General features: G+C 68.9%; 28 protein-coding genes. 13 read left to right on the top strand and 15 right to left on the bottom strand.

Going from position 1 to position 25110, the window contains the following annotated elements; translation table 11 throughout:
* Window positions 1-6: 6 nt before the first annotated feature.
* Both ASE14_RS09395 and ASE14_RS09390 read left to right on the top strand, forming a co-directional pair.
* Window positions 7-243 carry a hypothetical protein gene (locus ASE14_RS09395; RefSeq protein WP_056653921.1) on the top strand — a complete coding sequence of 79 codons (237 nt, stop codon included), beginning with the start codon at window positions 7-9 and terminating at the stop codon, window positions 241-243.
* Between the two features lie 40 nt (window positions 244-283).
* The gene (locus ASE14_RS09390; protein WP_056653918.1) at window positions 284-661 is read left to right on the top strand and encodes a hypothetical protein; all 378 of its coding nucleotides are present in this window, start codon (window positions 284-286) and stop codon (window positions 659-661) included.
* A 52-nt stretch (window positions 662-713) separates the two neighbouring features.
* Here the strand turns inward: ASE14_RS09390 and ASE14_RS09385 are convergent, their stop codons facing one another.
* The 3 genes from ASE14_RS09385 to paaI form a co-directional block, all read right to left on the bottom strand.
* On the bottom strand, window positions 714-1343 hold the full coding sequence (locus tag ASE14_RS09385; RefSeq protein ID WP_157372909.1) for a TetR/AcrR family transcriptional regulator: 630 nt from the start codon (window positions 1341-1343) through the stop codon (window positions 714-716).
* Between the two features lie 58 nt (window positions 1344-1401).
* Window positions 1402-2661 (bottom strand): phenylacetate--CoA ligase PaaK, encoded by a 1260-nt coding sequence (gene paaK, locus ASE14_RS09380; RefSeq protein ID WP_082600805.1) that lies wholly within the window; start codon window positions 2659-2661, stop codon window positions 1402-1404.
* Between the two features lie 98 nt (window positions 2662-2759).
* The gene (gene paaI, locus ASE14_RS09375) at window positions 2760-3170 is read right to left on the bottom strand and encodes a hydroxyphenylacetyl-CoA thioesterase PaaI (RefSeq protein ID WP_056653912.1); all 411 of its coding nucleotides are present in this window, start codon (window positions 3168-3170) and stop codon (window positions 2760-2762) included.
* Window positions 3171-3287: 117 nt separating this feature from the next.
* Between paaI and paaA the strand changes: the two genes are divergently transcribed.
* Genes paaA through ASE14_RS09345 form a run of 6 tightly spaced genes read left to right on the top strand, consistent with a single transcriptional unit; the run spans window position 3288 to window position 8027 of the window.
* Entirely contained in the window at window positions 3288-4277 is a 990-nt protein-coding gene (gene paaA / locus ASE14_RS09370) for a 1,2-phenylacetyl-CoA epoxidase subunit PaaA (protein WP_056653909.1), read from the top strand.
* On the top strand, window positions 4277-4582 hold the full coding sequence (gene paaB, locus ASE14_RS09365; RefSeq protein ID WP_056653907.1) for a 1,2-phenylacetyl-CoA epoxidase subunit PaaB: 306 nt from the start codon (window positions 4277-4279) through the stop codon (window positions 4580-4582). Before paaA ends, paaB begins: the two co-directional genes overlap by 1 nt.
* Complete coding sequence (gene paaC, locus ASE14_RS09360) at window positions 4579-5448, top strand: 1,2-phenylacetyl-CoA epoxidase subunit PaaC (protein ID WP_056653902.1); 870 nt, start codon at window positions 4579-4581, stop codon at window positions 5446-5448. The genes paaB and paaC overlap by 4 nt, the downstream gene beginning before the upstream one ends.
* Window positions 5442-6002 carry a 1,2-phenylacetyl-CoA epoxidase subunit PaaD gene (paaD, locus tag ASE14_RS09355; RefSeq protein WP_082600407.1) on the top strand — a complete coding sequence of 187 codons (561 nt, stop codon included), beginning with the start codon at window positions 5442-5444 and terminating at the stop codon, window positions 6000-6002. Before paaC ends, paaD begins: the two co-directional genes overlap by 7 nt.
* Window positions 6002-7189, top strand: a complete 1188-nt coding sequence (gene paaE / locus ASE14_RS09350; RefSeq protein WP_082600405.1) for a 1,2-phenylacetyl-CoA epoxidase subunit PaaE — start codon at window positions 6002-6004, stop codon at window positions 7187-7189. The genes paaD and paaE overlap by 1 nt, the downstream gene beginning before the upstream one ends.
* A gap of 52 nt (window positions 7190-7241) precedes the next feature.
* Window positions 7242-8027 (top strand): enoyl-CoA hydratase/isomerase family protein, encoded by a 786-nt coding sequence (locus ASE14_RS09345; protein ID WP_056653900.1) that lies wholly within the window; start codon window positions 7242-7244, stop codon window positions 8025-8027.
* Between the two features lie 28 nt (window positions 8028-8055).
* Here the strand turns inward: ASE14_RS09345 and ASE14_RS09340 are convergent, their stop codons facing one another.
* Entirely contained in the window at window positions 8056-8700 is a 645-nt protein-coding gene (locus tag ASE14_RS09340; protein ID WP_157372908.1) for a hypothetical protein, read from the bottom strand.
* 244 nt (window positions 8701-8944) lie between these two features.
* On the opposite strand from ASE14_RS09340, the gene ASE14_RS20495 reads away from it, so the two are divergent.
* From ASE14_RS20495 to ASE14_RS09325, 4 genes are all read left to right on the top strand, one after another.
* Window positions 8945-9256 (top strand): hypothetical protein, encoded by a 312-nt coding sequence (locus ASE14_RS20495; RefSeq protein WP_157372907.1) that lies wholly within the window; start codon window positions 8945-8947, stop codon window positions 9254-9256.
* A 62-nt stretch (window positions 9257-9318) separates the two neighbouring features.
* Window positions 9319-11043 carry a WXG100 family type VII secretion target gene (locus tag ASE14_RS09335; protein ID WP_157372906.1) on the top strand — a complete coding sequence of 575 codons (1725 nt, stop codon included), beginning with the start codon at window positions 9319-9321 and terminating at the stop codon, window positions 11041-11043.
* Between the two features lie 20 nt (window positions 11044-11063).
* Entirely contained in the window at window positions 11064-11516 is a 453-nt protein-coding gene (locus ASE14_RS09330; RefSeq protein ID WP_157372905.1) for a hypothetical protein, read from the top strand.
* Window positions 11517-11581: 65 nt separating this feature from the next.
* Entirely contained in the window at window positions 11582-11992 is a 411-nt protein-coding gene (locus tag ASE14_RS09325) for a hypothetical protein (protein ID WP_056653889.1), read from the top strand.
* An 18-nt stretch (window positions 11993-12010) separates the two neighbouring features.
* Here the strand turns inward: ASE14_RS09325 and mnhG are convergent, their stop codons facing one another.
* The 6 genes from mnhG to ASE14_RS09295 all read right to left on the bottom strand — a co-directional run bounded on the left by mnhG (window position 12011) and on the right by ASE14_RS09295 (window position 18513).
* Window positions 12011-12364 (bottom strand): monovalent cation/H(+) antiporter subunit G, encoded by a 354-nt coding sequence (gene mnhG / locus ASE14_RS09320; protein ID WP_056653886.1) that lies wholly within the window; start codon window positions 12362-12364, stop codon window positions 12011-12013.
* 108 nt (window positions 12365-12472) lie between these two features.
* A complete protein-coding gene (locus ASE14_RS21195; protein ID WP_056653883.1) occupies window positions 12473-12745 on the bottom strand; it encodes a monovalent cation/H+ antiporter complex subunit F in 273 nt (90 codons plus the stop codon).
* Window positions 12742-13344: a Na+/H+ antiporter subunit E gene (locus tag ASE14_RS21190; RefSeq protein ID WP_074259784.1), complete on the bottom strand. Its 603-nt coding sequence runs from the start codon at window positions 13342-13344 to the stop codon at window positions 12742-12744. Before ASE14_RS21190 ends, ASE14_RS21195 begins: the two co-directional genes overlap by 4 nt.
* Entirely contained in the window at window positions 13341-14921 is a 1581-nt protein-coding gene (locus ASE14_RS09305; protein WP_056653880.1) for a Na+/H+ antiporter subunit D, read from the bottom strand. The genes ASE14_RS21190 and ASE14_RS09305 overlap by 4 nt, the downstream gene beginning before the upstream one ends.
* On the bottom strand, window positions 14918-15463 hold the full coding sequence (locus ASE14_RS09300; RefSeq protein ID WP_056653877.1) for an NADH-quinone oxidoreductase subunit K: 546 nt from the start codon (window positions 15461-15463) through the stop codon (window positions 14918-14920). The genes ASE14_RS09305 and ASE14_RS09300 overlap by 4 nt, the downstream gene beginning before the upstream one ends.
* A complete protein-coding gene (locus ASE14_RS09295) occupies window positions 15460-18513 on the bottom strand; it encodes a Na+/H+ antiporter subunit A (protein ID WP_082600403.1) in 3054 nt (1017 codons plus the stop codon). Before ASE14_RS09295 ends, ASE14_RS09300 begins: the two co-directional genes overlap by 4 nt.
* A gap of 110 nt (window positions 18514-18623) precedes the next feature.
* On the opposite strand from ASE14_RS09295, the gene ASE14_RS09290 reads away from it, so the two are divergent.
* Window positions 18624-19847: an ATP-binding protein gene (locus ASE14_RS09290; RefSeq protein WP_056653874.1), complete on the top strand. Its 1224-nt coding sequence runs from the start codon at window positions 18624-18626 to the stop codon at window positions 19845-19847.
* 52 nt (window positions 19848-19899) lie between these two features.
* Here ASE14_RS09290 and ASE14_RS09285 read toward each other — a convergent pair whose 3' ends face one another.
* The 5 genes from ASE14_RS09285 to ASE14_RS09265 all read right to left on the bottom strand — a co-directional run bounded on the left by ASE14_RS09285 (window position 19900) and on the right by ASE14_RS09265 (window position 25109).
* Window positions 19900-20538, bottom strand: coding sequence for a hypothetical protein (locus ASE14_RS09285; protein WP_056653872.1), 639 nt, complete (start codon window positions 20536-20538; stop codon window positions 19900-19902).
* 22 nt (window positions 20539-20560) lie between these two features.
* Complete coding sequence (locus ASE14_RS09280) at window positions 20561-21112, bottom strand: RNA polymerase sigma factor (protein ID WP_200953301.1); 552 nt, start codon at window positions 21110-21112, stop codon at window positions 20561-20563.
* A 430-nt stretch (window positions 21113-21542) separates the two neighbouring features.
* Window positions 21543-22247: an ABC transporter ATP-binding protein gene (locus ASE14_RS09275; protein ID WP_056653867.1), complete on the bottom strand. Its 705-nt coding sequence runs from the start codon at window positions 22245-22247 to the stop codon at window positions 21543-21545.
* On the bottom strand, window positions 22244-24238 hold the full coding sequence (locus tag ASE14_RS09270) for an ATP-binding cassette domain-containing protein (protein WP_056653864.1): 1995 nt from the start codon (window positions 24236-24238) through the stop codon (window positions 22244-22246). The genes ASE14_RS09275 and ASE14_RS09270 overlap by 4 nt, the downstream gene beginning before the upstream one ends.
* Window position 24239: 1 nt before the next feature.
* Window positions 24240-25109 carry a branched-chain amino acid ABC transporter permease gene (locus ASE14_RS09265; RefSeq protein WP_056653861.1) on the bottom strand — a complete coding sequence of 290 codons (870 nt, stop codon included), beginning with the start codon at window positions 25107-25109 and terminating at the stop codon, window positions 24240-24242.
* Window position 25110 lies beyond the last annotated feature (1 nt).

The following is a 25110-nucleotide window of genomic DNA, read 5'->3' as shown; positions in this document are numbered from 1 at the left end:
GCAGACATGTTGATCTCGGAAATCGCCTTCCCACACCTCGTCGCCGCGAACGACGAGCGCGTCGCCCTCGAGCTCGAGCGCCGCAGGGTGGCGCTCGAACGCCGGGCCGAATCGGCGGCGACCGAAGCCGCCGCGCTCGGCGCGGCCCCCGCAGTTGTCCCCGCCGCGACGGCCGGTCGAGCGCCGCGCCACGCGGCATCCCGCCGCCACCAGACGCACCGGATGCCGCGCCCCGCGGCCTGATCGCTTGACGGCGGCCTCCCGCGCCCACCACCCTGAACCCATGAGCGAAACGACGCGCACCGCCGCCCGTGGTGCGGCCTTCTGGATCTGCTACGCGGTCACGGTCATCAGCGCGGGGGTGAGCGCCACCTACTCGGTGCTCGCCGTGATCGACGGCGGACTCGAGAGCGACGCGCTGTACGCGACCTCGCGCAGCGTCGCACTCGTCGTGATGGCGCTCGTCTCGCCGATGTTCCGGTCCGATGCGGGCCTGCTCATCATCGCGGTGGCGATGACCATCGTGCAGGGCGTCGACTCGTTCATCGGCGCGCTGCAGGGCGACGTGGGCAAGACCATCGTCCCGGCGGTGCTGTGCATCGTGACGATCGTCGCCGCGACGTTCCTCGCCCGCAGCGACCGCATGCGCAGCGTCGACTGAATCAGCGTCTGCTGAGTCGTCGTCGACTGAGTCAGTGGTGCACTGACCCGCGTCAGCCGAGCAGTTCGTCCACGCGGTTCGACGTGGGCATGCGCAGGCCGTCGAGGGCGATGGCGATCACGTCGCCGGCGAGCCGGTCCGCGTCCTCCTTGCCGCCGGGGCGGTACCACTCGACGATCGAGTTGATCATGCCGAAGGCGAGGCGTGCGACGACGCTCGGGTCGATGTCGGACCGGAGGCTGCCCTCGGCCTGCGCCTCCTCGACGAGCGAGGTGACCGCCCGGTCGAACGCGCGGCGTCGGGCGAGGGCGCGCCGCTCGACCTCGGTGTTGCCCCGAACGCGGAGCAGGAGCGTGACCGACGGCAGCTTCTCGACGAGCACATGCACGGCGCCGGCGAGCACCGCCTCGAGACGGTCGGCGGCGCGGCCCTGCGTGGCGCCCGATTCCCCGAGCACCCCTTCGAGGGCGCTGAGGGCGTCGTCGAGTGCGCGCTCGAGGATCTCGTCCTTCGAGGCGAAGTGGTGGTAGATCGCCGACTTCGACAGGCCGAGCCGGTCGGCGAGCACGCCCATCGAGGTCGCGTCGTAGCCGTACTGGTTGAACGCGGCGATGGCGACCTCGAGGATCCCCTGCTGGTCGTACCCGGGGCGCCCGCGTCGAAGTGAACCGTTCTCAGACATCGCCATCATCATCGCACCCGGTGCTCACTGCGGGCTGCAGGAGCCACGCGACATCCGCTCACGCGCCGCGGAGGTCGTAGACCCGCTTGTACTTGCCCTCGCTGCGGGGGAGCGTGCCGGGCTCTTCGAGCTGCACGGCGACGGTCGATCCGATGCCCTCCTTGATGCGCTTGGCGAGCACGACGGTGGCGGCCTGGCAGACCTCGACCGAGAGGTCGGGGTGCCGCTCGATGCGCACGGTCATGTCGTCCATGGTGCCCGTGCGGCGCAGCTCGAGGATGAAGTGCGGGGTGAGCTGCTCGATGCCGAGCACGATCTCCTCGATCTGCGTCGGGAAGAGGTTCACGCCGCGCAGGATGATCATGTCGTCGTTGCGGCCGGTGATCTTCTCGATGCGGCGCATGCCGGGCCGGGCGGTGCCGGGCAGCAGTCGCGTCAGGTCGCGCGTGCGGTAGCGGATGACCGGGAACGCCTCTTTGGTCAGCGAGGTGAAGACGAGCTCGCCCATCTCGCCGTCGGCGAGCTGCGCGCCCGTGTCGCCGTCGATGATCTCGGGCAGGAAGTGGTCCTCCCAGATGTGCGGCCCGTCCTTCGTCTCGAGGCACTCGTTGCCGACGCCCGGGCCCATCACCTCGCTGAGGCCGTAGATGTCGAGCGCGTCGATGCCGAGGCGCTGCTCGAGCTCGTGCCGCATCTCGTTCGTCCACGGCTCTGCGCCGAGCACGGCGACCTTCAGCGAGGTCGAACGGGGGTCGATGCCCTGCTCGACCATGCAGTCGGCGATCGTCAGCAGGTAGCTCGGCGTGCAGAGGATCGCGTCGGGCTCGAAGTCGATGATGAGCTGCACCTGCCGCGCGGTCTGCCCGCCCGACATCGGGATGACGGTGGCACCGAGCTTCTCGATGCCGCCGTGCGCGCCGAGGCCGCCGGTGAAGAGTCCGTAGCCGTAGGCGTTGTGCACCTTCATGCCAGGGCGGATGCCGCTGGCCCGCAGCGAGCGGGCGATGAGCGTCGCCCAGTTGTCGAGGTCGCCCTTCGTGTAGCCCACGACGGTCGGCCGGCCCGTGGTGCCGCTCGAGGCGTGGATGCGCGCGACCTGCTCCATGGGCACAGCGAACATGCCGAACGGGTAGGTCTGGCGCAGGTCCTCCTTGGTCGTGAAGGGGAGCTTCACGACGTCGGCGAGCGAGCGGATGTCGCGGGGGTGCACGCCCGCCTCGTCGAACTTCTTCGTATAGAGGGGCACGTTGTCGTAGGCGTGCTGGACGGTCTGCTGGAGGCGCTCGAGTTGGAGCACCTCGACCTCGGCGCGGGTCATCCGCTCTTCGGGGTCGAGGTCTTCGAGTGCCGCCGGGGTGAGGCCGGAGATGGAGGGGGAGTTGGTCGTCGTCGACACTGGGGCTCCTGGAGGCTGGGTCAGATGGTGCGGTTGGTGGAGATGGAGCGGCCGCGGAACTCGGCGACCGCGTCGCCCTGCTCGTCGACGACCGTGACGTCGTAGAGGCCGGTGCGGCCGCTGCGTGCACGGCGGAGGGCGGTGGCGGTGAGCGTCTGCCCGACGACCGTGGACTTCAGGAAGGTGATGTCGGCTCCTGCGGCGACGGTGATCGTGTGGTCTTCGTTGCAGGCGATCGCGAATGCGGTGTCGGCGAGCGTGAAGACGAACCCGCCGTGCGTGATGTGGAAGCCGTTGGTCATGTCGTCGCGAACCTGCATCGAGACGACGGCGTGGCCGGGCTCGTCGAGTTCGACGACCATGCCGAGCGCCGCGGAGGCCTGGTCGCGCTGCATCATGGCGCGGGTGGAAGTGGTCGAGGCATCCGTCATGTGAAGCTCCTCATCGAGTTCATCCGTTCGCGCAGCGTTGCCGCAGCGCTCGGGATGAGCATATACTAACTGAACGATCGGTTAGTAATGCCGAATCCAGAGACACAGGAGTCGACGATGACCTCTCCAGCAGACCTCAGCGTGGTCGATCCGGAGCTCTCCGTGGAGGAGGCCAGGTTCAACGACCTCATCGCCGCCGACTCCCGCATCGAGCCGCGCGACTGGATGCCCGACGCGTACCGCAAGACGCTCATCCGGCAGATCTCGCAGCACGCCAACTCCGAGATCATCGGCATGCAGCCGGAGTCGAACTGGATCACGCGTGCGCCGAGCCTGAAGCGCAAGGCGATCCTCATGGCCAAGGTGCAGGACGAGGCCGGTCACGGGCTCTACCTCTACTCCGCCGCGCAGACCCTCGGCATCACGCGCGAGGAGATGACCGACCAGCTCATCGCCGGCAAGGCCCGCTACTCCTCGATCTTCAACTACACGACGCCGACGTGGGCCGACATGGGCGCGATCGGATGGCTCGTCGACGGCGCGGCGATCTGCAACCAGGTGCCGCTCTGCCGCGCCTCCTACGGGCCGTACGGCCGGGCGATGGTGCGCATCTGCAAGGAGGAGTCGTTCCACCAGCGGCAGGGCTTCGAGATCCTGCTCGAACTCATGCAGGGAACCGAGGCGCAGCGCGAGATGGCGCAGGACGCGGTGAACCGCTGGTACTGGCCCTCGCTCATGATGTTCGGCCCGCCCGACGACGAGTCGCCGAACTCGGCGCAGTCGATGGCGTGGAACATCAAGCGATTCTCGAACGACGAACTGCGCCAGCGCTTCGTCGGCATGCTCGTGCCGCAGGCCGAGGTCATGGGCGTGACGCTGCCCGATCCGAACCTGCGCTTCAACGAGGAGACCGGCGAGTACGACATGAGCGAGATCGACTGGACCGAGTTCCACGAGGTGCTCGCCGGCCGCGGTCCGGCCAACGCCGAGCGCCTGCGGCGTCGCCGCGAGGCCCACGAAGACGGCGCCTGGGTGCGCGAGGCGGCGCACGAGTACGCCCGCAAACAGTCAGAGCGCGCGCTCGCCGCAGCAGGGGCGGTGGCGTGATGTCGACACCCGGTGAGATCGGAACAGAGGCCTGGCCCCTCTGGGAGGTCTTCGTGCGCGCCAACCGCGGCCTCTCGCACGTGCACGTCGGATCGCTGCACGCGCCCGACGCCGACATGGCCGTGCGCAACGCGCGCGACCTCTACACCCGTCGCAACGAGGGCGTCTCGATCTGGGTCGTGCCCGCCGACGCGGTTACGACGAGCGACCCCGACGCGAAGGGCGCCTTCTTCGAGAGCCCCGCAGGCAAGAACTACCGCCACGCGGTCTACTACACCAAGAGCGAAGGGGTGAAGCACCTGTGAGCGGCGCCGACCTCGACCCGCACGGCGACCTCCACGGCGACGTCTCCGTCGACCGGCTCGCGCTCACCGAAGAGCTCGCGGGCACCGCGGCCGACGGCACCACGGCGGTCGCCTCACCGGATGCCGCGGACTACGCGCTGCGCCTCGGCGACGACGCCCTCGTGCTCGCCCAGCAGCTCGGCATGTGGATCGCCCGCGCGCCCGAGCTGGAAGAAGACGTGGCGCTCGGCAACATCGCCCTCGACCTCATCGGGCACGCCCGCTCGCTGCTGCACTACGCCGGCACCGCGAGCGGCCGCAGCGAAGACGACCTCGCCTACTGGCGGGGCGAACCCGAGTTCCGCAACGCCTGGCTCTTCGAGCAGCCGAACGGCGACTTCGCCCACACGATCGCGCGTCAGCTCGCGGCATCCGCGTACCTGTTCGAGCTGTACTCGCGGCTCGTCGACTCGAGCGATCCGACACTCGCGGCGATCGCCGCGAAGTCGGTGAAGGAGGTCGACTACCACCGCGATCACGCGACCCAGTGGGTGCTGCGGCTCGCGGGCGGCACCGAGGAGTCGCGCCGTCGCATGCTCCTCGCGATCGCCGACACCTGGCCCTACGTCGACGAGCTGTTCGTCGACGACGCGCTCGTCGAGCGGCTCGCCGCGACGGGGGTCGCGGTGCTGCCGTCGAGCCTGCGACCGGCGTTCGACGCCGTCATCGACGAGGTGTTCGCGGAGGCCGTGCTCGAGCGGCCGGCCGGCCGCACCGCGTTCATCGCCTCGGGCGGCGGCCGCGAGGGCCGTCACACCGAGCACCTCGGGCCGCTCCTCGCCGAGATGCAGGTGCTCGCCCGCGCGCACCCCGGAGCATCATGGTGACCGCGGCGGTGGCGCAGCGCGCCGGGGCACCCGAGGCATCGGTCGCCCGACCGGTGCCGAGCGACCCCGCGGCCGCGCGTGCCTGGGCGGTGGCGGCGACCGTGACCGACCCCGAGATCCCGGTGCTCACGATCGAGGACCTCGGCGTGCTCCGCTCGGTCGAGATCGGCGACGACGGCGCCGTGCGCGTGCAGCTGACGCCCACGTACAGCGGATGCCCCGCGCTCGAGGCCATGCGCGACGACGTGCTGCTCGCGCTCACGCACGCCGGCTACGACGAGGTGCGCGTCGACCTCGTGCTCGCCCCCGCGTGGACCACCGACTGGATGAGCGACGCAGGCAAGCAGAAGCTCCGCACCTACGGCATCCAGGCGCCGACCGGCAACGCCGCAGCCCGGGGTTCGGGCCCCGTGCGCGTGCAGCTCGCCGTGAAGTGCCCGCGCTGCGACTCGCTCAACACCCGCGAACTCGCCCGCTTCGGCTCGACGTCGTGCAAGGCCCTCTACGAGTGCCGCGACTGCCTCGAGCCCTTCGACTACTTCAAGGTGCTCTGATGGCTGCCCGCAACCTGGGGTCGACGGCGACCCCGACGCCCGATGCCGCGGTCGCCTCGGCATTCCTGCAGAGCACCGTGGGAGGCGAGCACGTCGCGAAGCGCCACCGCGCGCGCTTCCACTCGCTCGAGGTCGCCGAGGTGCGTCCGCTCACCGCCGACGCCGTCGAGGTCACCTTCGCCGTGCCCGACGCACTCGCCGACGACTACACGTACCTGCCCGGCCAGTACGTCGCGCTCCGCAAGGACTTCGACGGCCACCAGCTGCGCCGCAGCTACTCGATCTGCCGGCCGCCCGTGCGGGGCAGCGTCTCGGTCGCCATCAAGCGCGACCTCGGCGGCCTCTTCTCGACGTGGGCGAACACCGAACTCGTCGCGGGCGACACCCTCGACGTGATGAGCCCGCAGGGCACCTTCACCTCGAGCCTCGACGAGCTCGACGGCAAGCACATCGTCGGCATCGCCGCCGGGTCGGGCATCACCCCGCTCATGGCGCTCGCCCACACGGTGCTGGCTCGCTCCGCGACATCCGAGTTCGAGCTCGTCTACACGAACCGTTCGACGCTCGACGTGATGTTCCTCGAGGAGCTCGCCGAGCTGAAGGACCGCTATCCGTCGCGCCTCGCCCTGCACCACGTGCTCTCGCGCGAGCAGCGCACCGCGCCGCTCCTGTCTGGACGTATCGACGGCGAGAAGCTCGACCGCATGCTCGACGTGCTGATCCGCCCCGAGACGGTCGACGAGTGGTTCCTCTGCGGGCCGTTCGAACTCGTGCAGCTCGCTCGCGACACCCTCGAGACGCGCGGCGTCCCGACCAAGCACGTGCGCTACGAGCTCTTCACGACCGATGCCGACCGGGTCGAGCCGCGCCACGGCCGCCCGGTGGTGGTCGAGCGCGGCGAACCGACCGTCGCGATCGAGTTCACGCTCGACGGCCTGTCGTCGACCGTCGACAGCCCGGTGAGCGCGAACGAGTCGATCCTGAATGCGGCGCTGCGCGTGCGGGCCGACGTGCCGTTCGCCTGCGCCGGGGGAGTGTGCGGCACCTGCCGTGCACGCATCATCGAGGGCAGCGTCGCCATGACCGAGAACTACGCCCTCGAACCCGATGAGCTCGAACGCGGCTACGTGCTCACGTGCCAGTCGCACCCCAAGTCCGACCGCGTCGTCGTCGACTACGACGTCTGACGCCGATACCCTGCGAACGGGTCGACGACGACCTGCGGAACGGAGCATCATCATGATCGAACTGAACGTGGCCGACGGCGTCGCCGAGGTCGTGCTGAACGCACCCGAGAAGCTCAACGCCCTCGACGAACCGGCGATCGGCGAGCTGGCCGCCGCTTACATCGAGGCCGAGCGGATGGCGCAGACCGGCGACATCCGTGCGCTCGTGCTGCGCGGCGAGGGCCGCGCCTTCTGCGCGGGGCGCGACATCTCGGGTGTCGACCCGCGCGAGGACGACGTGCTCGGCTACCTCGGCGGACTCGTCGAGCCGTTGCTGCAGCGCATGGCCGGCATCGCCGTGCCGACGTTCGCGGTCGCGCACGGCGCGTGCCTCGGCGTCGGCCTCGGCCTGCTCATCGCCTCCGACATCGTCTACGTCGCCGACACCGCGAAGATCGGCTCGCCCTTCGCGAACCTCGGGGCGACACTCGACTCGGGTGGCCACGCCCTCTTCGTCGAGCGCCTCGGCGCGCACCGCACCATGGACCTCATCGTCACCGGCCGGCTCATGTCGGGCGCCGAGGCGGTCGCGGCCGGCCTGTTCTCGCAGGTCTTCTCGGCCGACGAGGTGACGGATGCCACCCGCGCTGCGGCCCGCGCCGCGGCATCCGGCGCCACCCAGGCGTTCGTCGCCTCGAAGCGCCTCGTCGCCGCACTCCGCGACGACCGTCTCGGGCTCTGGGCGTCCATGGCCGAGGAGAACCGCGCGCAGGCCGCGCTCTGCGACACCGCCGACTACCGCGAGGGCTTCGCCGCGTTCCAGGAGAAGCGGAAGCCCGAGTTCACCGGTCGCGGCTGAGGTCTGAGCGGGCGGATCGGTCGGCGTCTCAGCCCTGGGGCTCCGGTTGGGGTGTGCTGTGAGGGTTCTCGATCTGAGTTGCGCCTTCGGGCATGCCGTTGCTGGGCCATGTCTGCGAGATCTTGATCGAATCGTCCCACAGCGACTGGTCCCAGACTGCAGGTTCTGCGAACACCTGGATGGACACGAAGGTCTCTCCGTCGATCGGATACTCTCCACTGCTCAGACCGCTGGACGAGAACACCCAATCCGGACCGTACCGGGGCAGAAGGTAGGAGGCAACGTACTCGCTGTCGGGTTCGGCCTTCCAGCCTTGGCCGGCCCCGATGAGCCCCTCGACATACGGCTTGAACGCCGTCTCTCGGAACGTGAGTTCGTCGTCGTACTGGCCGTCCTGTCGCAGCGCCACATCGACGTAGTACATCCAACGAGCTCGTTCCGGCGTCGCATCAGGGTTGAAGCCGTCGATCATGTGGAACGGCCGGTCGGCGGTGACGGTGACGCTGAGGATCTGATCCTCGGGGATCTGCGCGATGAGCCCGTCTACGAGTTCATGTGCTCGAGTGCGGGTGTCAGCCATCGTCGGCGGGGGAGAGATGGCAGCGCAGCCGGACGCGACCAACGCCAGCGACGCGACGAGGGTGGCCGCCAACACACGAGAAACGGAATTCATTGTGATCGTTCCATTCGTTCTCAGGCGCCCGCGCGTCAGCTGCCCGGAGTCGAGGCTCCGTTGAACACGGCTGCGCGGCACATGGACGATACCCTACGCGAACTGCGCTGAAGAGGATGCGCAACTCATCGGATGGCGACCCGTGCCGGTTGCGTTGTCGAGCCTCTGGCTCATCGGGTACGGGCTGACGTCCGTCGGCGTCGGGTAGTCCACAGGGCGAATCTCGGGGCTCGTGCGGCGGGTTATGCTGTCGATCACCTGTACAGCGCTGAGGGGAGTTGCCGTGGATCTGGTCATCGAGCGTTCCGCACTGTCGGCGCTTGCCTCTGATCTGCGCAGTGCAGCGCGGCTGCTCGAATCCCGTCGCGAGGTCGCACAGTGTGACGGCACCGCATTAGGGTCGCCCCTCGTGGAGGCGGCGCTCGTCGAGACCGTCGCCCTGCTCGAGGCGCGGCGGGCGATCGTGGAGCGTGAGGTCGACGCTCTGGCGAAGCATCCGACCGCCGCGCTCGACGACTTCAGCGATCTCGACGCGGCGATCGCGGCGGGCGTCTGATGGCATGGTCGTGGGACGATCCCGGAGCGGGATCGCTGGAACGCATCCGCGAGGATGCCGGTGTGCGTTCCGACGCCGCGGCCGACGTGCGCGAATCGCGGAGGAGCGTCAGATCGGCCGATGACGTCGCCGACGATGACTGGACCGGCGCCGCGAAGACGGCGTTCCAGGCTCGGGCTGCGCTCATCGTCCCAGAGTTGACGTTGCTCGCCGTGGGTCTGCGTGAGCAGTCGGACGTGCTCGACCAGTACGCCGACGATCTCGAAGCGCTGCGCACCCGACAGGCGGCGCTTGAGAGCGACCTTGCAGGCGCGCAGGAAGACCTCGAAGGTCTGATGGTCGACCTCGAGCAGGCGTCGGCCAACGAATCCCTGGTGATGAAGGATCCCGAGCTCCACGCCCGCTGGGAGCGCAACCGTGACGACGTGGAGGGGCGCATCGACAAGGTCGAGTCCCGGCGCACTGAGCTCGAGGCGAGCTGGAGTCGGCTCGTGGCAGACCGCGAAGACATCGATGCACGTGCGGTCGCGGGCCTCCAGTCGGCCGAGGTGCTCGGCGGGCTCTCGGAGTTCGGCCGCGGTTCGGGCGACGTCGTCTCGGCCGATCGCCTGCTCGAACGGCTCTCGACGCTGTCGGCGACCGAGCTCGAGATCCTGTTCGACGCGCATCCCGATTTGCTCACGTTGGCCGAATCCGGCGACCCCGAGGGTGTCGCCGAATGGTGGGGCTCACTCGACGACGGACAGCGCACGGCGCTCTTCGCGGGTGCGCCAGCGTTGCTCGGCGCGTTGAACGGCCTGCCGATCCTGGTTCGGGTCGCGGCGAACCGGCGCAACGCCGAGGTGATCCTCGCCGAGGCGAAGGACCGTCTCGGCGCGATCGAGGAACGTCGGGAGCTGCGAGGACGAGTGCCCGAGGGTGGGCGGAGCGAGGAGCGGACGCTTCTCGAGAAGCAGATCGAGTACCTCGAGCAGGTCGTTGACGGCGACATCCAGCTCTACCTGTACCAGCCTGAGAACGACCGCATCATCGAGATGATCGGCGACCCGACGAAGGCGAAGAACGTGATGTCGTTCATGCCGGGCACGAACGCGAGCCTCGAGATGATGTACGACGGGGTGCTGAATCCGAATGATCCGTACCGCAGAGGCTCGCAGCAGGAATTCGCGGCATGGCAGGCGGCGAACGGCGGCGGCGATGTGCTCGCTTTCGTCTTCAAAGACGGCACGTTCCCGCAACTCGACGAATTGGCGTGGAACGGCCCCCAGCTCAACGCCGCTGCCGATCGAATCGGAGCGAACTACGCCGCGTTCCATCATGGGCTCGATGCGACGGGCATCGGTGCGCTCCCCGTCGTCAGTGTCGAGCACAGTTTCGGTTCTTCTGCCGCAGGCGAGGCGGAGACGGAGGGGAAGGTCGAGTTCGAGACTCGGGTGCTCTTGGCCCCCATCGGGATGAAGGAAGGGTGGAAGGCGATCGACGGAACGGAGTACTACGTGTACGCGGCCGAGGACGACATCAACAAGCTCTTCTATGACATCCATATCCCCGTTCCGGTGCTCGATGGGCTCGGCTACGGCGCCGCGCCGAGTTCCGGTGGGGCACTCGAGGTACGCGAGAGCGGGATCGACGCCGAGAACCAAGTCTGGAAGACTCTGACTGGCGGGCTCGTGGGCGCCATTTGGACGGTGAGCGATTCGGTCGCGCATCACAACCAGATCATCTCGTCGACTGGCAACGACCCAGTGCTCTACGGCGTGGCCGATCTACTCAACGGCGTCGAATGATGCGACGTCATCGTGCAGCCGTGGCCGCCATTGTTGTGCCCGTGCTCCTTGTGTTCGCTGGATGCGCGCAGCTGCCTCCGTTCGATACCGCACGGGATGAAGCGCGCGGCGAGATGCAGGAAATCGTCGACCTCTTGCCCGAAGACGCCGTCGATCACATCGAGGACCCGATTCCGGCGGGGTTCGTCTCATGCGCTGGTGGCACGAAGTACACGGGTCGCTGGTTGGTCTACCTCAAGGAACCGGGGGATGCGGAGGCCGCCGTCGAAGGCCTGCGTCGGGATGCCGCAGCTGCGGGGTTCGTTGAAGACGAACTCCTCGACAATCGCGATGACCGATTCGGATCTCGACGAGGTGGCGACGAAGAGGCCCCGCTCGTCGGGGTCTCATTCGATGAGGATGTGGACGACGTCCCGTACGTCGAGATCATGGTGTTTGCGCGCTGCAGCCAAGCGCCAGAGGGCATCGAATGAGCGGAGAACAATCGAACAGTCATCGAGACGACGAGTCATCCCAGTCGCAGAGTGAGGCTTCGGAGATGCGTACGGCCGATTCGCCGCCCCGCGAGCCGATCGAGGGTGGCCGCTACTCTGTCGTGATCACCACCCGACGCACCCTTCCAGTCGGAGTGCGCCTGAACGTCGGCGACCTCATCGCCACGATCGTGCTGCTGATCCCCTTGGGACTCGCCACGCTGGTGGGCATGCTGTTCGGAGCGATCATGCTGATGGCCGGTTCATGCGCTTCGTCCTGCACGCCCGGGTTGGTCGCGGCCGGCGCGCTGCTCTCGACGGCCGGCGCCATCGCCATCGGTGTTCTCGGCTTCGTCTACGCGATCAAGCGTCTGCGTGAACGGCGGCTCGCGTTCGGCATTCCATTGCTCGCCATGGGCGGCATCGTGCTCTGGGTGCTCATCGGCCAGGGCCTGGCATCCGCCGGGGTCGGGTAGCGCCGGAAGCTTCGGAGCTCAGCGCCCGGTCTGGTCGTGCTCGGTGATGTCGCGATCGAGGTCGTCCTCGATCAGCAGGTCGCGGCGCACGTGGTCGCTGCGGTAGGCGGAGCGGCCGAGCATGTGCGCGGTCATCGGCTGGGTGAGCAGCTGGAACGTCATCACGAGCACGACGGTCGTGAGCACGCCCCACGTCGGCACCTGCACGACGATCGCGACGAGCACGGTCGCAAGGCCCAGCACCTGGGGCTTCGTCGCGGCGTGCAGCCGGGTCAGCACGTCGGGGAACCGCACGATGCCGATGCCCGCGGCCATCGACAGGAACGCGCTCACCAGGATGAGCAGTCCGACGGCGATCTCGGCGGCGCTCATCGCGAACTCCCGACGGGAGCAGTCGGAGACACGGAGCGAATCTCGGCGGCGCTCATCGCGAACTCCCGACGGGAGCAGTCGGAGACACGGAGCGAATCTCGGCGGCGCTCACGAGGCATCCTGCTTCGCCATGAACCGCGCGATCGAGATCGAGCCGACGACCGCGAACATCGCGAGCACGAGCATGACCACGAGGGTGTCGGTGTGCTTGTTGATCGCCATCTCGGCGCCGAGCGCGCAGATCGCGATGGCCAGCAGCACGTCGGTCGCGAGGGCCCGGTCGAGGATCGACGGGCCGCGGATGATGCGGTAGACGGCGGCGAGCGCCCCGATGCCGAACATGATGCCTGCCAGCAGGCTGACGATCTGGATGAAGGTCATGAGCCGGCTCCCTTCGTCTGCGAGCGGAGCGCTCGGCGCTCACGCCGGGCCTCGCGCACCGAGACGGCCTGCGCGTGGGTGCCGATGGCGAGCACGATGCGCTCCTCGGTGCCGAGCACGTCGCGACGCACCCGATCGATGTCGGCTCGGGTGCGGGTGCCGAGCGCGTGCAGGTAGAGCAGGCCCCGTTCGCGGTCGATGTCGACGACGACGGTGCCGGGCACGACCGAGATCGCCTCGGCGGTCAGCGTCGTGACGAGGTCGGAGCGGGTGAGCAGCTGCACGGCGATGATCGAGTTCATCGGCTTCCACCGCGGGTCGATCGCGAGCACCGCGACCTGCAGCGAGGCGACGGTGACGTCGAACATCATGCGCAGGCCGAGCAGCAGGCCCCGCCACGGGTTGAAGCGGCCGCTGAGCAGCACGGGCGGCAGGTAGAGCACCCGGGTCACGCCGATCGCCAGCAGGATGCCGGTCACCACCGTGAGCACGGTGACCTGATCCCAGAGGAACACCCACAGGAAGACGAGGGCCACGAGGAGCGGCAGCTGCCGCCAGACCGAGCGCCAGCGCGAGACATCCGTTGCAGCATGCGTCATCGGATGCCTCCCGGGAAGACGACGGACACGTAGTTGCCGGCGTCGAGCAGATCGGCGGCGGCCCGCCCGGTCAGCTCGAAGAGCGGGCCGGCGAACACGGTGAGGCAGATCGTGACCATGACGAGTGCACTCGTCGCGACGACCATGAGCACCGGCGTGGTGCGGGTCGCGGTGACCGTGGCGCCCTCGGGCGCCTCGAGCACCGAGCCGAGCAGCACCGACTCGTAGCCCTCGAGCTCGCGTCGGCCGCGCCAGAACGCCATGTTCCAGAACCGGGTGAGCGCGTAGAGGGTGATGAGCGAGGTGATGGCGCCGGCGGCGATCACGATCCAAGTCAGCCACGCCGTGGCCGGGTCGGCCGCCGCTTGCTCGCCGCCGGCGAGGAAGAGCCCCGTCTTGCCGAGGAAGCCGGAGAACGGCGGGATGCCGCCGAGGTTCAGCGCGGGGATGAAGAACAGCACGCCGAGCAGCGGCGAGGCCTTCAGCAGGCCCGCGAGCCGGTTGATGGAGGTCGCGCCGCCGAACCGCTCGATGAGACCGGTGGTGAGGAACAGGGTCGTCTGCACCGTGATGTGGTGCACGACGTAGTAGATGGTCGCCGTATAGCCGAGCTGCGAGCTGAGCGCGATGCCGAAGATCATGTAGCCGATGTGGCTCACGAGCGTGAACGAGAGCAATCGCTTGATGTCGGCCTGGGTGAGCGCGCCGAGGATGCCGATGAGCATCGTGAGCCCGCCGATCACCATGAGCAGCACCGTCACGTCACTCTCGGTGAAGATCACCGTCTCGGTGCGGATGATCGCGTAGACGCCGACCTTCGTGAGCAAGCCCGCGAACACCGCGGTGACCGGCGCGGGCGCCGTCGGATAGGAGTCGGGCAGCCAGAACGAGAGCGGGAAGACGGCCGCCTTGATACCGAAGGCGATGAGCAGCAGCAGGTGCAGCATGAGCTGCACGTCACCGGGCAGCTCGGCGAGGCGCACCGAGAGCTGCGCGATGTTCACCGTGCCGGTCGCCCCGTAGATGAGCGCGATCGCGCTCAGGAAGAACAGCGAGGAGACGAGGCTCACGATGATGTACGTGACGCCCGCCCGGATGCGCTCGCCCGTGCCGCCGAGGGTGAGCAGCACGAAGCTCGCCGACAGCAGGATCTCGAAGCCGACGTAGAGGTTGAACAGGTCGCCTGCGATGAACGCGTTGAAGACGCCCGCCGACAGGATCAGGTAGCTCGGGTGGAAGATCGACACCGGCGTCTCGCGATGCTGGTCGGCGATACCCTGCCCGACGGAGTAGACGAGCACGACGAGCAGCATGATCGCCGAGATGACGAGCATGATCGCCGACAGCCGGTCGACGACGAGGGTGATGCCCCACGGGGCATCCCACCCGCCGATGTAGACGACGGCCGGGCCGCTCGAATCGACCGAGACGAGCAGCACCGCGGCGATCACGGTCACCGCGGAGAGCACGCCGAGGCTCACCGCCATCTGGGCGCGGCGGTGGCGGCCGAGGATCAGCGCGGTGGCCGCCCCGAGCAGGGGCAGCAGCACCACGAGGGGCACGAGCACGGCGGTCACGGCGTCGCCCCCGGGTCCGTTGGTCGAGGAGCGCCCGACGCAGGAGGACGCGTCTCGAGATCGTCGCGAGCGGATGCCTCGAGCTCGAGGTCTTCGTCGGGCTCCTCATCGCTCGCATCGATGAGGTCTTGAATGGCCTGGTCGTCGGCCGCCGAACTGCGGATGAGGTCGGCCGCCTCCTCGGCGTCTTCGGCGATCTCCGCCTCGTCGTCGACGAGGTCGCCCTTCGCACCGAGCTGCGCGAGCCACCAGGACCGGTAGATCAGGGCGAGCATGAACGCCGTGATGCCGAGGTTGATGACGATGGCGGTGAGCACGAAGGCCTGGGGGAGCGGGTCGGAGATGGCCTCTGGGTCGACGCCCTCGCCGAGGATCGGCGCGAGACCCGGTGCTCCGCTCATGAGGTAGATGAGGATGTTCACGGCGTTGCCGACGAGTAGGAAGCCGATGAGCACGCGGGTGAGGCTGCGCTCGAGCATGATCGAGACGCCCGCGCCGAAGAGCACGGCCATGAGCACGACGAGGGTCAGTGAGGCGGTCATCGGCGGGCCTCCTCGGGGTTGGGCAGACGGGCGCCGTCGCTGTACTCGGCGCCGTCGGCGTACTCGACGCCCTCGTCGTGCTCGGCGAAGCCCTCGCCGTCACCGGTCGTGAATTCGCCGTCGCCGTCGTCGGCCGTCTGGCGCTCCTCCTGACGGTCGACCTCGCCGCCGAGGGAGCGCAGGATGTCGAGCACGAGGCCGACGACCACGAGGTACACGCCGATGTCGAAGAGCGTCGAGGTGCCGATCGAGATCGTGCCGAGCAGCGGAACCTCGGTCTCGAACCACGCGGATTCGAAGACCGGGCCGCCGAAGAGCAGCGAGCCCGCGGCGGTGCCGGCGGCGAGCAGCAGGCCCGTGCCGAGGAGGCGCCCGGCGTCGACCGGCGCCGCCTCGCCGAGCTCGTACCGGCCGCCGGCGAGGTAGCGGGCGACGAGGGCGAGGCCTGCGAGGAGCCCGCCGGCGAAGCCGCCGCCCGGGGCGTTGTGCCCGACGAAGAGGAGGAACACCGACACGATGATCGCGGGGTGAAACAGCAGCCGCACGAGCACCTCGATGAGGATCGAGCGGTTGCGCGGCGAGATCGTGCGGCCGGCCAGGAGCCACGTCTGCCTGGTCTCGGCGGCCTCGCCCGCGGCATCCGTCTCGCCGGCGGTGTCGGCGAGGCTCGTGCGGGGCGCGCGGATCGACCACGCGGGCTCGGGCACCGGCCGCAGCCGGTCGCGACGGTTCACGAGCCCTTCGACGTGGTCGAGGCGCGGGGCGCCGCCCGTGCGGCCCGAGACGAAGATGAGGCTTGCGACGCCCGTCGCGACCGCGACGAGCACCGATATCTCGCCGAGCGTGTCCCACGCGCGGATGTCGACGAGCATGACGTTCACGATGTTCTTGCCGTGGGCCTCGATGGCGAAGGCGGGCAGGCCCCCTGCGATGGTCGGCTCGATGCGGGCGCCGAGGGCGACGAGGCCGAGCACGCCCATGACGATGCCGGCGAGGGCGCCGATGATGCCACGCGCGACCTTGTGCACCGGCGGGTTGCGCTGGGCGATCTGCTTCGGCAGGCGACGCAGCACGAGCACGAAGACGACGAGCACGATGGTCTCGACGAGCGCCTGCGTGAGGGCGAGGTCGGGGGCGCCCGACATGCCGAAGAGCAGCACGAGCCCGTAGCCGGTGACGCTCACGAGCAGCACCGCCGTCATGCGCTGGCGCACCGTGGCTGCGGCGATCGCCGCGACCGCCATGACGAACGCGAGGAACGGCTGGGCAGGATAGTCCCAGAGCCGGATGTCGCTCGGCCACGAGGTGTTCAGGACCGACACCGTGCCGAGGCCGCCGATGAAGACCGCGACGATGATCGCGAGGTAGCCGGGCAGGCCGCGCGACTGGATCGTCGTGGTGACCGTCGCCGCGAGCCGGTCGACGACCGAGACGATGCCGAGGTAGCCGCGGGCCGAGTCGAGCACCGGCGCCACGGCGGCCTGCAGTCGGGCGACCCGCTGGCGGCCCCAGACGAGCAGCGCACCGAGGGCGAACACGACCGCCGAGATGGCGAGGGCCGGCACGAGGCCGTGCCAGAGGGCCAGGTGGTAGGCCTGGCTGCCGGGCAGCTCGTCGGCGTACGCCGCGAGCAGCGGCTCGATGAACGCGATCGTGAACGCCGCGACGATGCTGCCGGCGGCGAGCAGGCCGGGCGCCACCGCGATCGCGGGGCTCTGGGCGTGCAGCGGGCAGTCCGCGACATCCTGCTTGGAGAAGAAGGCGCCCCAGACGAAGCGCACCGAGTAGGCGACCGTCAGCACCGAGCCGGCGAACGCGGCGGTGAGGGCGACCCACGCCCAGGCGTCGCCTGCGGCGACCGCGTCGAGGAACGCCGTGAACACGGCCTCCTTCGCGACGAAGCCGAGCAGCGGCGGCACGCCGGCCATCGAAGCGGCCGCGACGATGCCGATCGTCGCGATCACGGGCATGCGCCGGCCGACGCCCGAGAGCTTGCGCCAGTCGCGGGTGCCCGCCGCATGGTCGACGATGCCGACGACGAGGAAGAGCGCCGCCTTGAAGAGGGCGTGCGCGAGCAGCAGTGCGACGCCCGCGAGTGCGGCGTCGCGGGTGCCGAAGCCCGTGACCATGACGAGGAAGCCGAGTTGGCTCACGGTGCCGTAGGCGAGCAGTAGCTTGAGGTCGTACTGGCGGAGCGCACGCCAGCCGCCGACGAGCATCGTGAGCGCACCGAGGCCGATGACGATCGGATGCCACACCTCGAGATCCGCGTAGCCGGGGGCCAAGCGGGCGACCAGGTAGACGCCCGCCTTCACCATGGCGGCGGCGTGCAGGTAGGCGCTGACGGGGGTCGGCGCGGCCATCGCGGCCGGAAGCCAGAAGTGGAACGGCACGAGCGCGCTCTTCGAGATCGCGCCGAGCAGCACGAGCGCGATCGCCCACTCGCCCGCCGCACCGGTGACGGGGTTCGCGATGAGCTCGGAGAGCGAGGTCGTGCCGCCGTTGACCGCGAGGATCACGAGGCCGACGAGCATCGCGAGCCCGCCGAACGTCGTGACGGTCAGGGCCTGCAGCGCGGCGCCACGGCTCTCTTTCCGGCCCGTGTAGTGGCCGATCAGGAGGTAGGAGAGCACGCTCGTGGCTTCCCAGAACGTGAACAGGATGAACACGTCGTCGGCCGTGACGAGGCCGAACATGACGCCCGCGAAGGCGAGGAGGAGTGCGGCGAACCGGCCGAGCGCGGGCTCGTCGTCGGCGAAGTAGTGCACGCAATAGAGCAGCACGAGGGCGCCGACGCCCGTGACGATGAGGGCGAGGAGGAGTGCGAGGGCGTCGAGCCGGAAGCTCAGCGCGATGTCGAGGGTCGGGATCCACGGCACGATCTCGACGACGGGGGTGCCGGCGAGCACACCCGGGAGCCAGGTGAGCAGCAGCACGAAGACGGCGGCCGGCAGCAACGCGATGACGGCGAACACGCGGCGCCCGAGCCACTTCGTGAGGAGCGGCGTGACGAGGGCGAGCGCACCGAACAGGGCGAGGCTGAAGATCATTCACCCTCCTTGCGCTCGCACCGTTCCGCCAGTCTATCTGTACGTCAAGTGTCTTTAGTTGATTTTATCGAACCTCGATAAAGCTTGGTAAAGGCCATAAGATCTCGTGCATGGACAGCATCAGCAACCCGTACACGCCGAATGCCGGTGCTGCCCCTGAGATCGTCGTCGGCAGGGACGATCAGCTCGATTCCTTCCGGATGTTGCTGCGGCGGCTCGAACGTGGGCGAACCGAACAGTCCATGATCATCACCGGGCTCCGGGGCGTCGGCAAGACGGTGCTGCTCGGCCAGTTCATGGACATCGCGAGCGCGGCGAAGTGGGAGGTCGTCGAGATCGAGGCGGCGAAGCACGACGACGCACGGTTCCGGCAGTCGATGTTCTCGCAACTGAAGGCCGCCCTCCTCCGGCTCTCTCCCCGCGCCCGGTGGACCGAGCGGAGCAGGCGTGCCGCTGAGGTGCTGAGCGCGTTCGCGGTGTCCGTCGATCAGCAGGGCACGTTCAGCGTGTCCTGGGACGTTCCGCCTGCTGAGGGGCTGGGTGATCACGGCGACCTGTCGATGGACCTGACCGATGTCTTCGTCGCACTCGGTGAAGCGGCCGCCGAACAGGGGCGCGGCGTCGCGCTGCTCATCGACGAGGTGCAGTTCCTCGGGCGCTCGCAACTCGAAGCGCTGATCCAGGCCGTGCACAAGACGGTGCAGCGCAAGCTCCCGATCACCTTCGTCGGCGCGGGCCTGCCGCAGATCGCCGAGCTCGCGGGCGACGCGAAGTCGTACGCCGAGCGCCTGTTCAAGTTTCCGCGAATCGGGTCGCTCTCGGGCGACGACGCCCGCAAGGCGCTCATCGAGCCCGCGCTCGTCGAGGGAGTCGTCTTCGACGAGGACGCCGTCGATCTCGCTGTCGAGATCACCCAGGGCTACCCCTACTTCATCCAGGAGCTCGGCTACCAGGTGTGGGGTGTCGCGTCCGACGATCGGGTGCACCGCGACGACGTCGAGATCGCGAGAGAAGCCTACGAGGCGAAGCTCGACGGCTCGTTCTTCAGGGTGCGGCTCGATCGCACCGCTCCGCTCCAGACTGCCTATCTGCGCGCGATGGCCGAGCTCGGTGCAGCGCCGCAGAAGGCCTCGGACGTCGCGCGGGTCATGGGGCGCGAGTCGACCCAGGTCGGCCCGACCCGCGCGGAGCTCATCGACATGGGCCTGCTCTACACGCCCGAGCACGGCTACGCCGCCTTCACCGTGCCCGACTTCGACCGGTTCATGCTGCGGGCGGTGCCCGAGCTGACCGTGCCCGAGGTGCAGAAGCGCAAGCCGCGCGAGACCCGATGACAGCCATGGCGGTGGGCCGTCATCGGGTGCACGTCGCTCCGCGAGATGCTGGCTATCCCGCTGGGACGGTGGTGGCCTGTGCCGCACCGAATCCGCACAGGCCGGTGCCCCAGGTCGCAGTGATGCTCGAGAAGGCGGTGCTTCCACCCGCGGTGGTGATCGACAGCTGTTCTCCGGCGGGGATCGATGCGGCTGGGATGTCGATCAGGACTCTGCCGTTGTCGAATGTGACCTGCGGGTGTTCGAGAGCGTCTGCACTGCAGCCCTCGGTTGATTCGCCTCCGATCGCAGCGCTTCCAGTCAGAGTGGAACTTGACGCATCACCGGACGTCGGCGCTGAGCCCGGAGTGAGCAAACCTTCGGAGGGAACCGCCGCCGGGTCCCCTGTGCCGTCGTACGTCACGGTGGCACTGATGCCGTGTTTGGCTAGTTCGGCTTTCAGGCCCTCCGAGTCGGAGAGCGCGTTGAGAACGATGTGCACGTCACCATTTCCTTCCTGTGTCACGGCGTAGGCAGGGGCGGGATCGAACACGTTGGCCGCGATGACCCCGCCTGCGATGATGAGTGCCGCGAACGCGCCCGCACCGACCATCAGCGCGCGAGTGCGCGTCTGTGGTTGCGCGTCTCGGCCGACATTCTGCTTCAGCTCTTCGAGTAGTTCGTTCTGGAATGAATCGAGTTGTTTCGACATTTCATGGTTCCTTTCGGGGTCGTTAGATTCCGCGAGACGTCGCGGGCACCGTGTTGCGCGCGCATTCGACGGTCTGCCGGAGCTTTCGCTTGGCCCGGTGCAAGCGCACGCGGGCCGCTCCGGCGCTGAGGTTGAGTGCCGAGGCCGCGTCGGTGATGCTGAGCCCGTCGAGTGCAGTGAGCTCGATCAACGCACGATCGGTTCGTGAGAGCTGACCCAGCGAATCACGGAGCTCGCGTGCTGCTGAGGCCGCGTCGAGCTGCTCTTCCAGGCGTGTGATCGCGTCGTCATGCAGTGTGCGTCGATTGGTCTCGCGTTCGGCGGCTCGCCAGCGGCGGGCGGCCCGACGCTGGGTGTCGGCGATGACCCGGTAGGCGATGCCGAACAGCCAGGCTCTGGCGCTTCCCCGATCTGGGTCGTACCGCGAGGCGGTGGTCATCGCGGCAAGGAACACGTCGGCGGTGACATCCGCCGCCGTGTGCGGGTCGCGCACTCGCCGTGCCACGAAATTCTCGACTGCGTCGAGATGAGCACGGTAGAACCACTCCAAGACTGCTCGATCACGCCCGATCATTCGAACATCCATGTCGGGCGGGACCTGGACTTCGCTATCGCACCTCGGTTCGTTGCTCACATGAGGTATTCGCTCATCGGCGCCTCAGCGTTACATTTGAATCAGCCCCAGAACGCCTGCCAATCGATCGAGCAACGAGTCCTCTGGGCACGCAGAGCGGTACGAGGTGAGTCTCTCCTACGGCCGGTACACGAGCCTTTCCAGGAAGCGCTGCCCCTCCGCATCGGGAGCATCGGGGAAGTCCGACGGCGTAGCCGCAGTACACGGTCCAGTTGACCCGCGAGTTCGTCGCTACCGATGCGCCACGACCAACAGGGCGGATCTGCCACGGTGCAGGCGATGCACCCACCTCGGCTGAACATGCAGAACGGCGGATGCCCCGCGCGCGCGAGGTATCCGCCGTTCTTCGAGGCGTCGGTTCGGCGAGCCGCTAGGCCGCCGCACCGCCGAGGTAGGCGCCCCGCACCTCTGGCAGTTCGACGAGCTCGGCCGGCGTGCCCTCGAGCACGACCCGGCCGCGCTGCATGACGACGGCGCGATCGGCGATGCCGAACGAGGCGCGCACGTTCTGCTCGACGAGCAGCACCGCCATGCCGCGCCCGCGCAGCTCGGTGAGCACCTTCATGATCTCGGCGACGACCTTCGGCGCGAGCCCGATCGACGGCTCGTCGAGCATGATCGCCTTCGGCGAGGCCATGAGACCCCGGCCGATCGCGACCATCTGCTGCTCGCCGCCCGAGAGCGTGCCCGCGGCCTGCCCGAGTCGCGGCTGCAGCCGCGGGAAGAGCTCGAGCACGGCGGCCAGATCGCCCTTGCCGCCGCGGCTCCACGCGCCGAGCGTCAGGTTGTCGCGCACCGACAGCGTCGGGAAGCACAGCCGGTTCTCGGGCACGTGGGTGAGCCCGAGCGCCGCCATCTTCTCCGTCGGCTTGCCGGTGATGTCGACGCCGTCGATCGTGACGGTTCCGGCGGTCGGACGGATCAGTCCGTTGAGGGCCCGCAGCAGGGTCGTCTTGCCGGCGCCGTTCGAGCCGACGACGGTCACGATCTCGCCCGGGGCGACCGAGAGGCTCACCTCGTGCAGGATCGCGAGCTTGCCGTAGCCCGCGTCGAGGCCTGCGACTGCGAGGGTCATGCGTGTTCCTCCAGTTCCTTCAGCTCGGCCTCGGCCTCTTCGGCATCGGTGCCGAGGTAGGCGACGATGACCGCCGGGTCGTTGCGCACCGACTCGGGATCGCCGTGCGCGATGAGCACACCGTCGTCGAGCACCGCGACCGAGTCGGCGAGCGCCATCACCTGGGCGACGTCGTGCTCGACGAGCACGATCGTGAGCCCAGCGTCGCGCAGCGCCCGCAGCAGCTGGGCGAGCAGCTCCCGCTCGCTGCCCGAGAGGCCCGCCATCGGCTCGTCGAGCAGCAGCAGGGCGGGCTCGGCGGCGAGCGCACGGCACACCTCCATCATGCGCTGACGGCCGAACGGCAGGTCGCCGGCTGCGAGGCCCGCGACGTCGCCGAGGCGCATCGAGTCGAGGATGTCGCGGGCGATCTCCTCGTGGGCGTACTGCTCGCGGCCCTGCAGCCCGAACATGCCGCGGAGGATGCCGGCCCGGCCCTTGCGGTAGCGACCCATGTAGACGTTGCCGACGACGTCGGTCGACGAGAACACCTGCAGGTTCTGGAAGGTGCGGGTGAGCCCGGCCTCCGCGCCGACGTGCGGCTTCCTCCCCTGGATCTCCTCGCCGAGGAATCGCACCGTGCCCGACGTCGGGGCGATCGCGCCCGTGATCATGTTGAAGCACGTCGTCTTGCCCGCGCCGTTCGGGCCGATGAGGCCCATGATCTGTCCGGCGGGCACGGTGAGGTTCACGCCGTCGACGGCGACCACGCCGCCGTAGCGCTTCGTGAGACCCGAGACCACGAGGATCGGTTCGCCGGCCGCGACCGGCGTCGAGACGGTCGGGATGCGAGGTGCGGATGCCGCGGCATCCGTCGCCTCGTCGAGGCTCGCGCCGGCCGGAGGCTCGCCGGGCAGGCCGCCGAACGCCCGCGTGGGCACGTCGCCCGAGCCGCCGTCGGCGGTTTCGGCGGGGGAGGGCTTGGCCGCGGCATCCGCTCGCCGCCTCGTGATCGCCGCCCACGCCGTCTTCACGACCTGGTAGAGACCGCCCGGCAGCAGGATGATCACGAGGATCAGCACGAGGCCGTAGCCGATGAGCTGCACCTCGCCCGTGGCGCCCGGGATGATCGCGGGGATCAGGTCGCGCAGCCCCTCGGAGAGGAGCTCGACGATGAACGCGCCGGCGACCGCACCCCAGACCGAGCCGAGTCCGCCGATGACGACCATCAGCAGCAGTTCGACCGAGACGTGGAACTCGGCGACCTGCGGCGAGACGATCTGCACCTGGTAGGCGTAGAAGACGCCGCCGAGGCCCGCGAAGCCCGCCGAGAGTGTGAAGACCTTCACGCGCAGGGCGTAGGTGTTCACGCCGAGCGACTCGGCCGCGAGCTCGGAGTCGTTGACCGCCGAGAGCGCCCGGCCCGCCCGCGAGCGGGTGAGGTTCAGCGCGAGCACGAGGCCGATGAGCACGAACGGCGCGACGAACCAGAAGAACAGTCCGTTGTTGTCGATCGGGATGCCGAAGACCTCGGGCCGGCCGTAGCCGTAGATGCCCGTCGTGCGGCCCGTGAACTCCCACTCGCGCACGGCGATCATGACGATGAAGCCGAGGCCGAGCGTCGCGAGTGCGAGGTAGTGACCGCGCAGGCGCAGCATCGGCAGACCCACGAGGAGCGCGGCGAGCATTGCCGCCACGACACCGCCGACGGCGGCCACCGGGCCGGGCATCTCGAACTTCTGCAGCAGGATCGCATGCGTGTACGCGCCGATCGCGAAGAACGCCGCCTGGCCGAGGCTCACCTGGCCGGCGAGGCCCATGAGCAGCGACAGTCCGATCGCGGGCAGCGCGAAGATCATCGAGAAGACGGCGATGTTCATCATCGACGAGCTCGCGGTGAACGGCACGATCGCGATGACCACCGCGAACGCCGCGATGCCGAGGATCGTACCGCGGTTGTTCGGCCAGAATCCGGTCTTCGACCGCATGGCGGCCTTGTTCAGGTAGGACATCTCAGACCCTCACGGCGTTCGGGCGCAGCACGAGGCCAGCCGGGCGGATGATGAGCACGATGATGAGGATGAAGAACGCGACCGCGTCCTTCCAGCCCGATGCCACGTAGCCCGCGACGTACGACTCGATGATGCCGAGCAGCAGCGCGCCGACGATCGCCGCACGGAACGAGACGAGCCCGCCCAGTACCGCGGCGACGAACCCCTTGAGGCCGAGCAGCAGGCCGCCCGACCAGATCGAGAGGTAGATCGGCGAGCTGACCACGCCCGCCGCGGCGCCGGCGAACCCGGCGATCGCGAACGCGAGCATCGAGGCGATCGCCGGCGAGATGCCGACGATGCGCGCGGCGACCGGCTGCTCGGCGCTGGCCCGCAGCGCCTTGCCCCAGCGGGTCTTCTCGTAGAAGAGCAGGATGCCGCCGCCGACGACGACGAGGGCGCCCAGCATCCAGAGCTCCTGCGAGCGGATGCTGACCCCGCCGAGGGTGAGGTCGCTGCCGGGGAAGGCCGGCAGGCGCTTCGCCTCTGCGCCCCAGATGAGGAGCATGATCGCCTGCAGCAGCGTCGAGACGCCGAGGGTCAGGATGATCGAGACGAGCGTCGTGAGGTTCTTCACGCGCGAGATGACGAGCCGCTCGATGAGCACCGAGGCGAGCGTCACCGTGACGAGCGCGATGAGGATGGCGACGGGCAGCGGCAGGCCGGCCGTGACGAGCGAGATGCTGCCAAGACCGGCCAGCGTCGCGTAGTCGCCCTGGGCGATGTTCACGACGTGCCGCACCGTGTAGGTGGCGATGAGGCCGACGGCGAGCAGGGCGTACACAGATCCCTGCGAGAGCCCTGCCACCGTCAGCTGGAGGAAGTCGGTCAAC

This window comes from Agromyces sp. Root81 (assembly GCF_001429165.1).
GTDB lineage: Bacteria > Actinomycetota > Actinomycetes > Actinomycetales > Microbacteriaceae > Agromyces.
This window is presented reverse-complemented; position numbering and strand designations above follow the sequence as displayed.

Bases quoted from the DNA above. Each gene is read 5' to 3' on its own strand.
- paaB (WP_056653907.1), top strand. From the start codon at position 4,277: ATGTCGACACCCGGTGAGATCGGAACAGAGGCCTGGCCCCTCTGGGAG.
- ASE14_RS09345 (WP_056653900.1), top strand. From the start codon at position 7,242: ATGATCGAACTGAACGTGGCCGACGGCGTCGCCGAGGTCGTGCTGAAC.
- paaI (WP_056653912.1), bottom strand. From the start codon at position 3,170: ATGACGGATGCCTCGACCACTTCCACCCGCGCCATGATGCAGCGCGAC.
- ASE14_RS09340 (WP_157372908.1), bottom strand. From the start codon at position 8,700: ATGAATTCCGTTTCTCGTGTGTTGGCGGCCACCCTCGTCGCGTCGCTG.
- ASE14_RS09385 (WP_157372909.1), bottom strand. From the start codon at position 1,343: ATGTCTGAGAACGGTTCACTTCGACGCGGGCGCCCCGGGTACGACCAG.
- ASE14_RS09300 (WP_056653877.1), bottom strand. From the start codon at position 15,463: ATGACCGCCTCACTGACCCTCGTCGTGCTCATGGCCGTGCTCTTCGGC.
- ASE14_RS20495 (WP_157372907.1), top strand. From the start codon at position 8,945: ATGCTGTCGATCACCTGTACAGCGCTGAGGGGAGTTGCCGTGGATCTG.
- paaE (WP_082600405.1), top strand. From the start codon at position 6,002: ATGGCTGCCCGCAACCTGGGGTCGACGGCGACCCCGACGCCCGATGCC.
- ASE14_RS09280 (WP_200953301.1), bottom strand. From the start codon at position 21,112: ATGATCGGGCGTGATCGAGCAGTCTTGGAGTGGTTCTACCGTGCTCAT.
- ASE14_RS09390 (WP_056653918.1), top strand. From the start codon at position 284: ATGAGCGAAACGACGCGCACCGCCGCCCGTGGTGCGGCCTTCTGGATC.
- ASE14_RS09290 (WP_056653874.1), top strand. From the start codon at position 18,624: ATGGACAGCATCAGCAACCCGTACACGCCGAATGCCGGTGCTGCCCCT.
- paaD (WP_082600407.1), top strand. From the start codon at position 5,442: ATGGTGACCGCGGCGGTGGCGCAGCGCGCCGGGGCACCCGAGGCATCG.
- ASE14_RS09395 (WP_056653921.1), top strand. From the start codon at position 7: ATGTTGATCTCGGAAATCGCCTTCCCACACCTCGTCGCCGCGAACGAC.
- ASE14_RS21195 (WP_056653883.1), bottom strand. From the start codon at position 12,745: ATGACCTTCATCCAGATCGTCAGCCTGCTGGCAGGCATCATGTTCGGC.
- ASE14_RS21190 (WP_074259784.1), bottom strand. From the start codon at position 13,344: ATGACGCATGCTGCAACGGATGTCTCGCGCTGGCGCTCGGTCTGGCGG.
- ASE14_RS09270 (WP_056653864.1), bottom strand. From the start codon at position 24,238: ATGTCCTACCTGAACAAGGCCGCCATGCGGTCGAAGACCGGATTCTGG.
- mnhG (WP_056653886.1), bottom strand. From the start codon at position 12,364: ATGAGCGCCGCCGAGATCGCCGTCGGACTGCTCATCCTGGTGAGCGCG.
- ASE14_RS09275 (WP_056653867.1), bottom strand. From the start codon at position 22,247: ATGACCCTCGCAGTCGCAGGCCTCGACGCGGGCTACGGCAAGCTCGCG.
- paaK (WP_082600805.1), bottom strand. From the start codon at position 2,661: ATGACCCGCGCCGAGGTCGAGGTGCTCCAACTCGAGCGCCTCCAGCAG.
- ASE14_RS09325 (WP_056653889.1), top strand. From the start codon at position 11,582: ATGCGTACGGCCGATTCGCCGCCCCGCGAGCCGATCGAGGGTGGCCGC.
- paaA (WP_056653909.1), top strand. From the start codon at position 3,288: ATGACCTCTCCAGCAGACCTCAGCGTGGTCGATCCGGAGCTCTCCGTG.
- ASE14_RS09295 (WP_082600403.1), bottom strand. From the start codon at position 18,513: ATGATCTTCAGCCTCGCCCTGTTCGGTGCGCTCGCCCTCGTCACGCCG.
- ASE14_RS09285 (WP_056653872.1), bottom strand. From the start codon at position 20,538: ATGTCGAAACAACTCGATTCATTCCAGAACGAACTACTCGAAGAGCTG.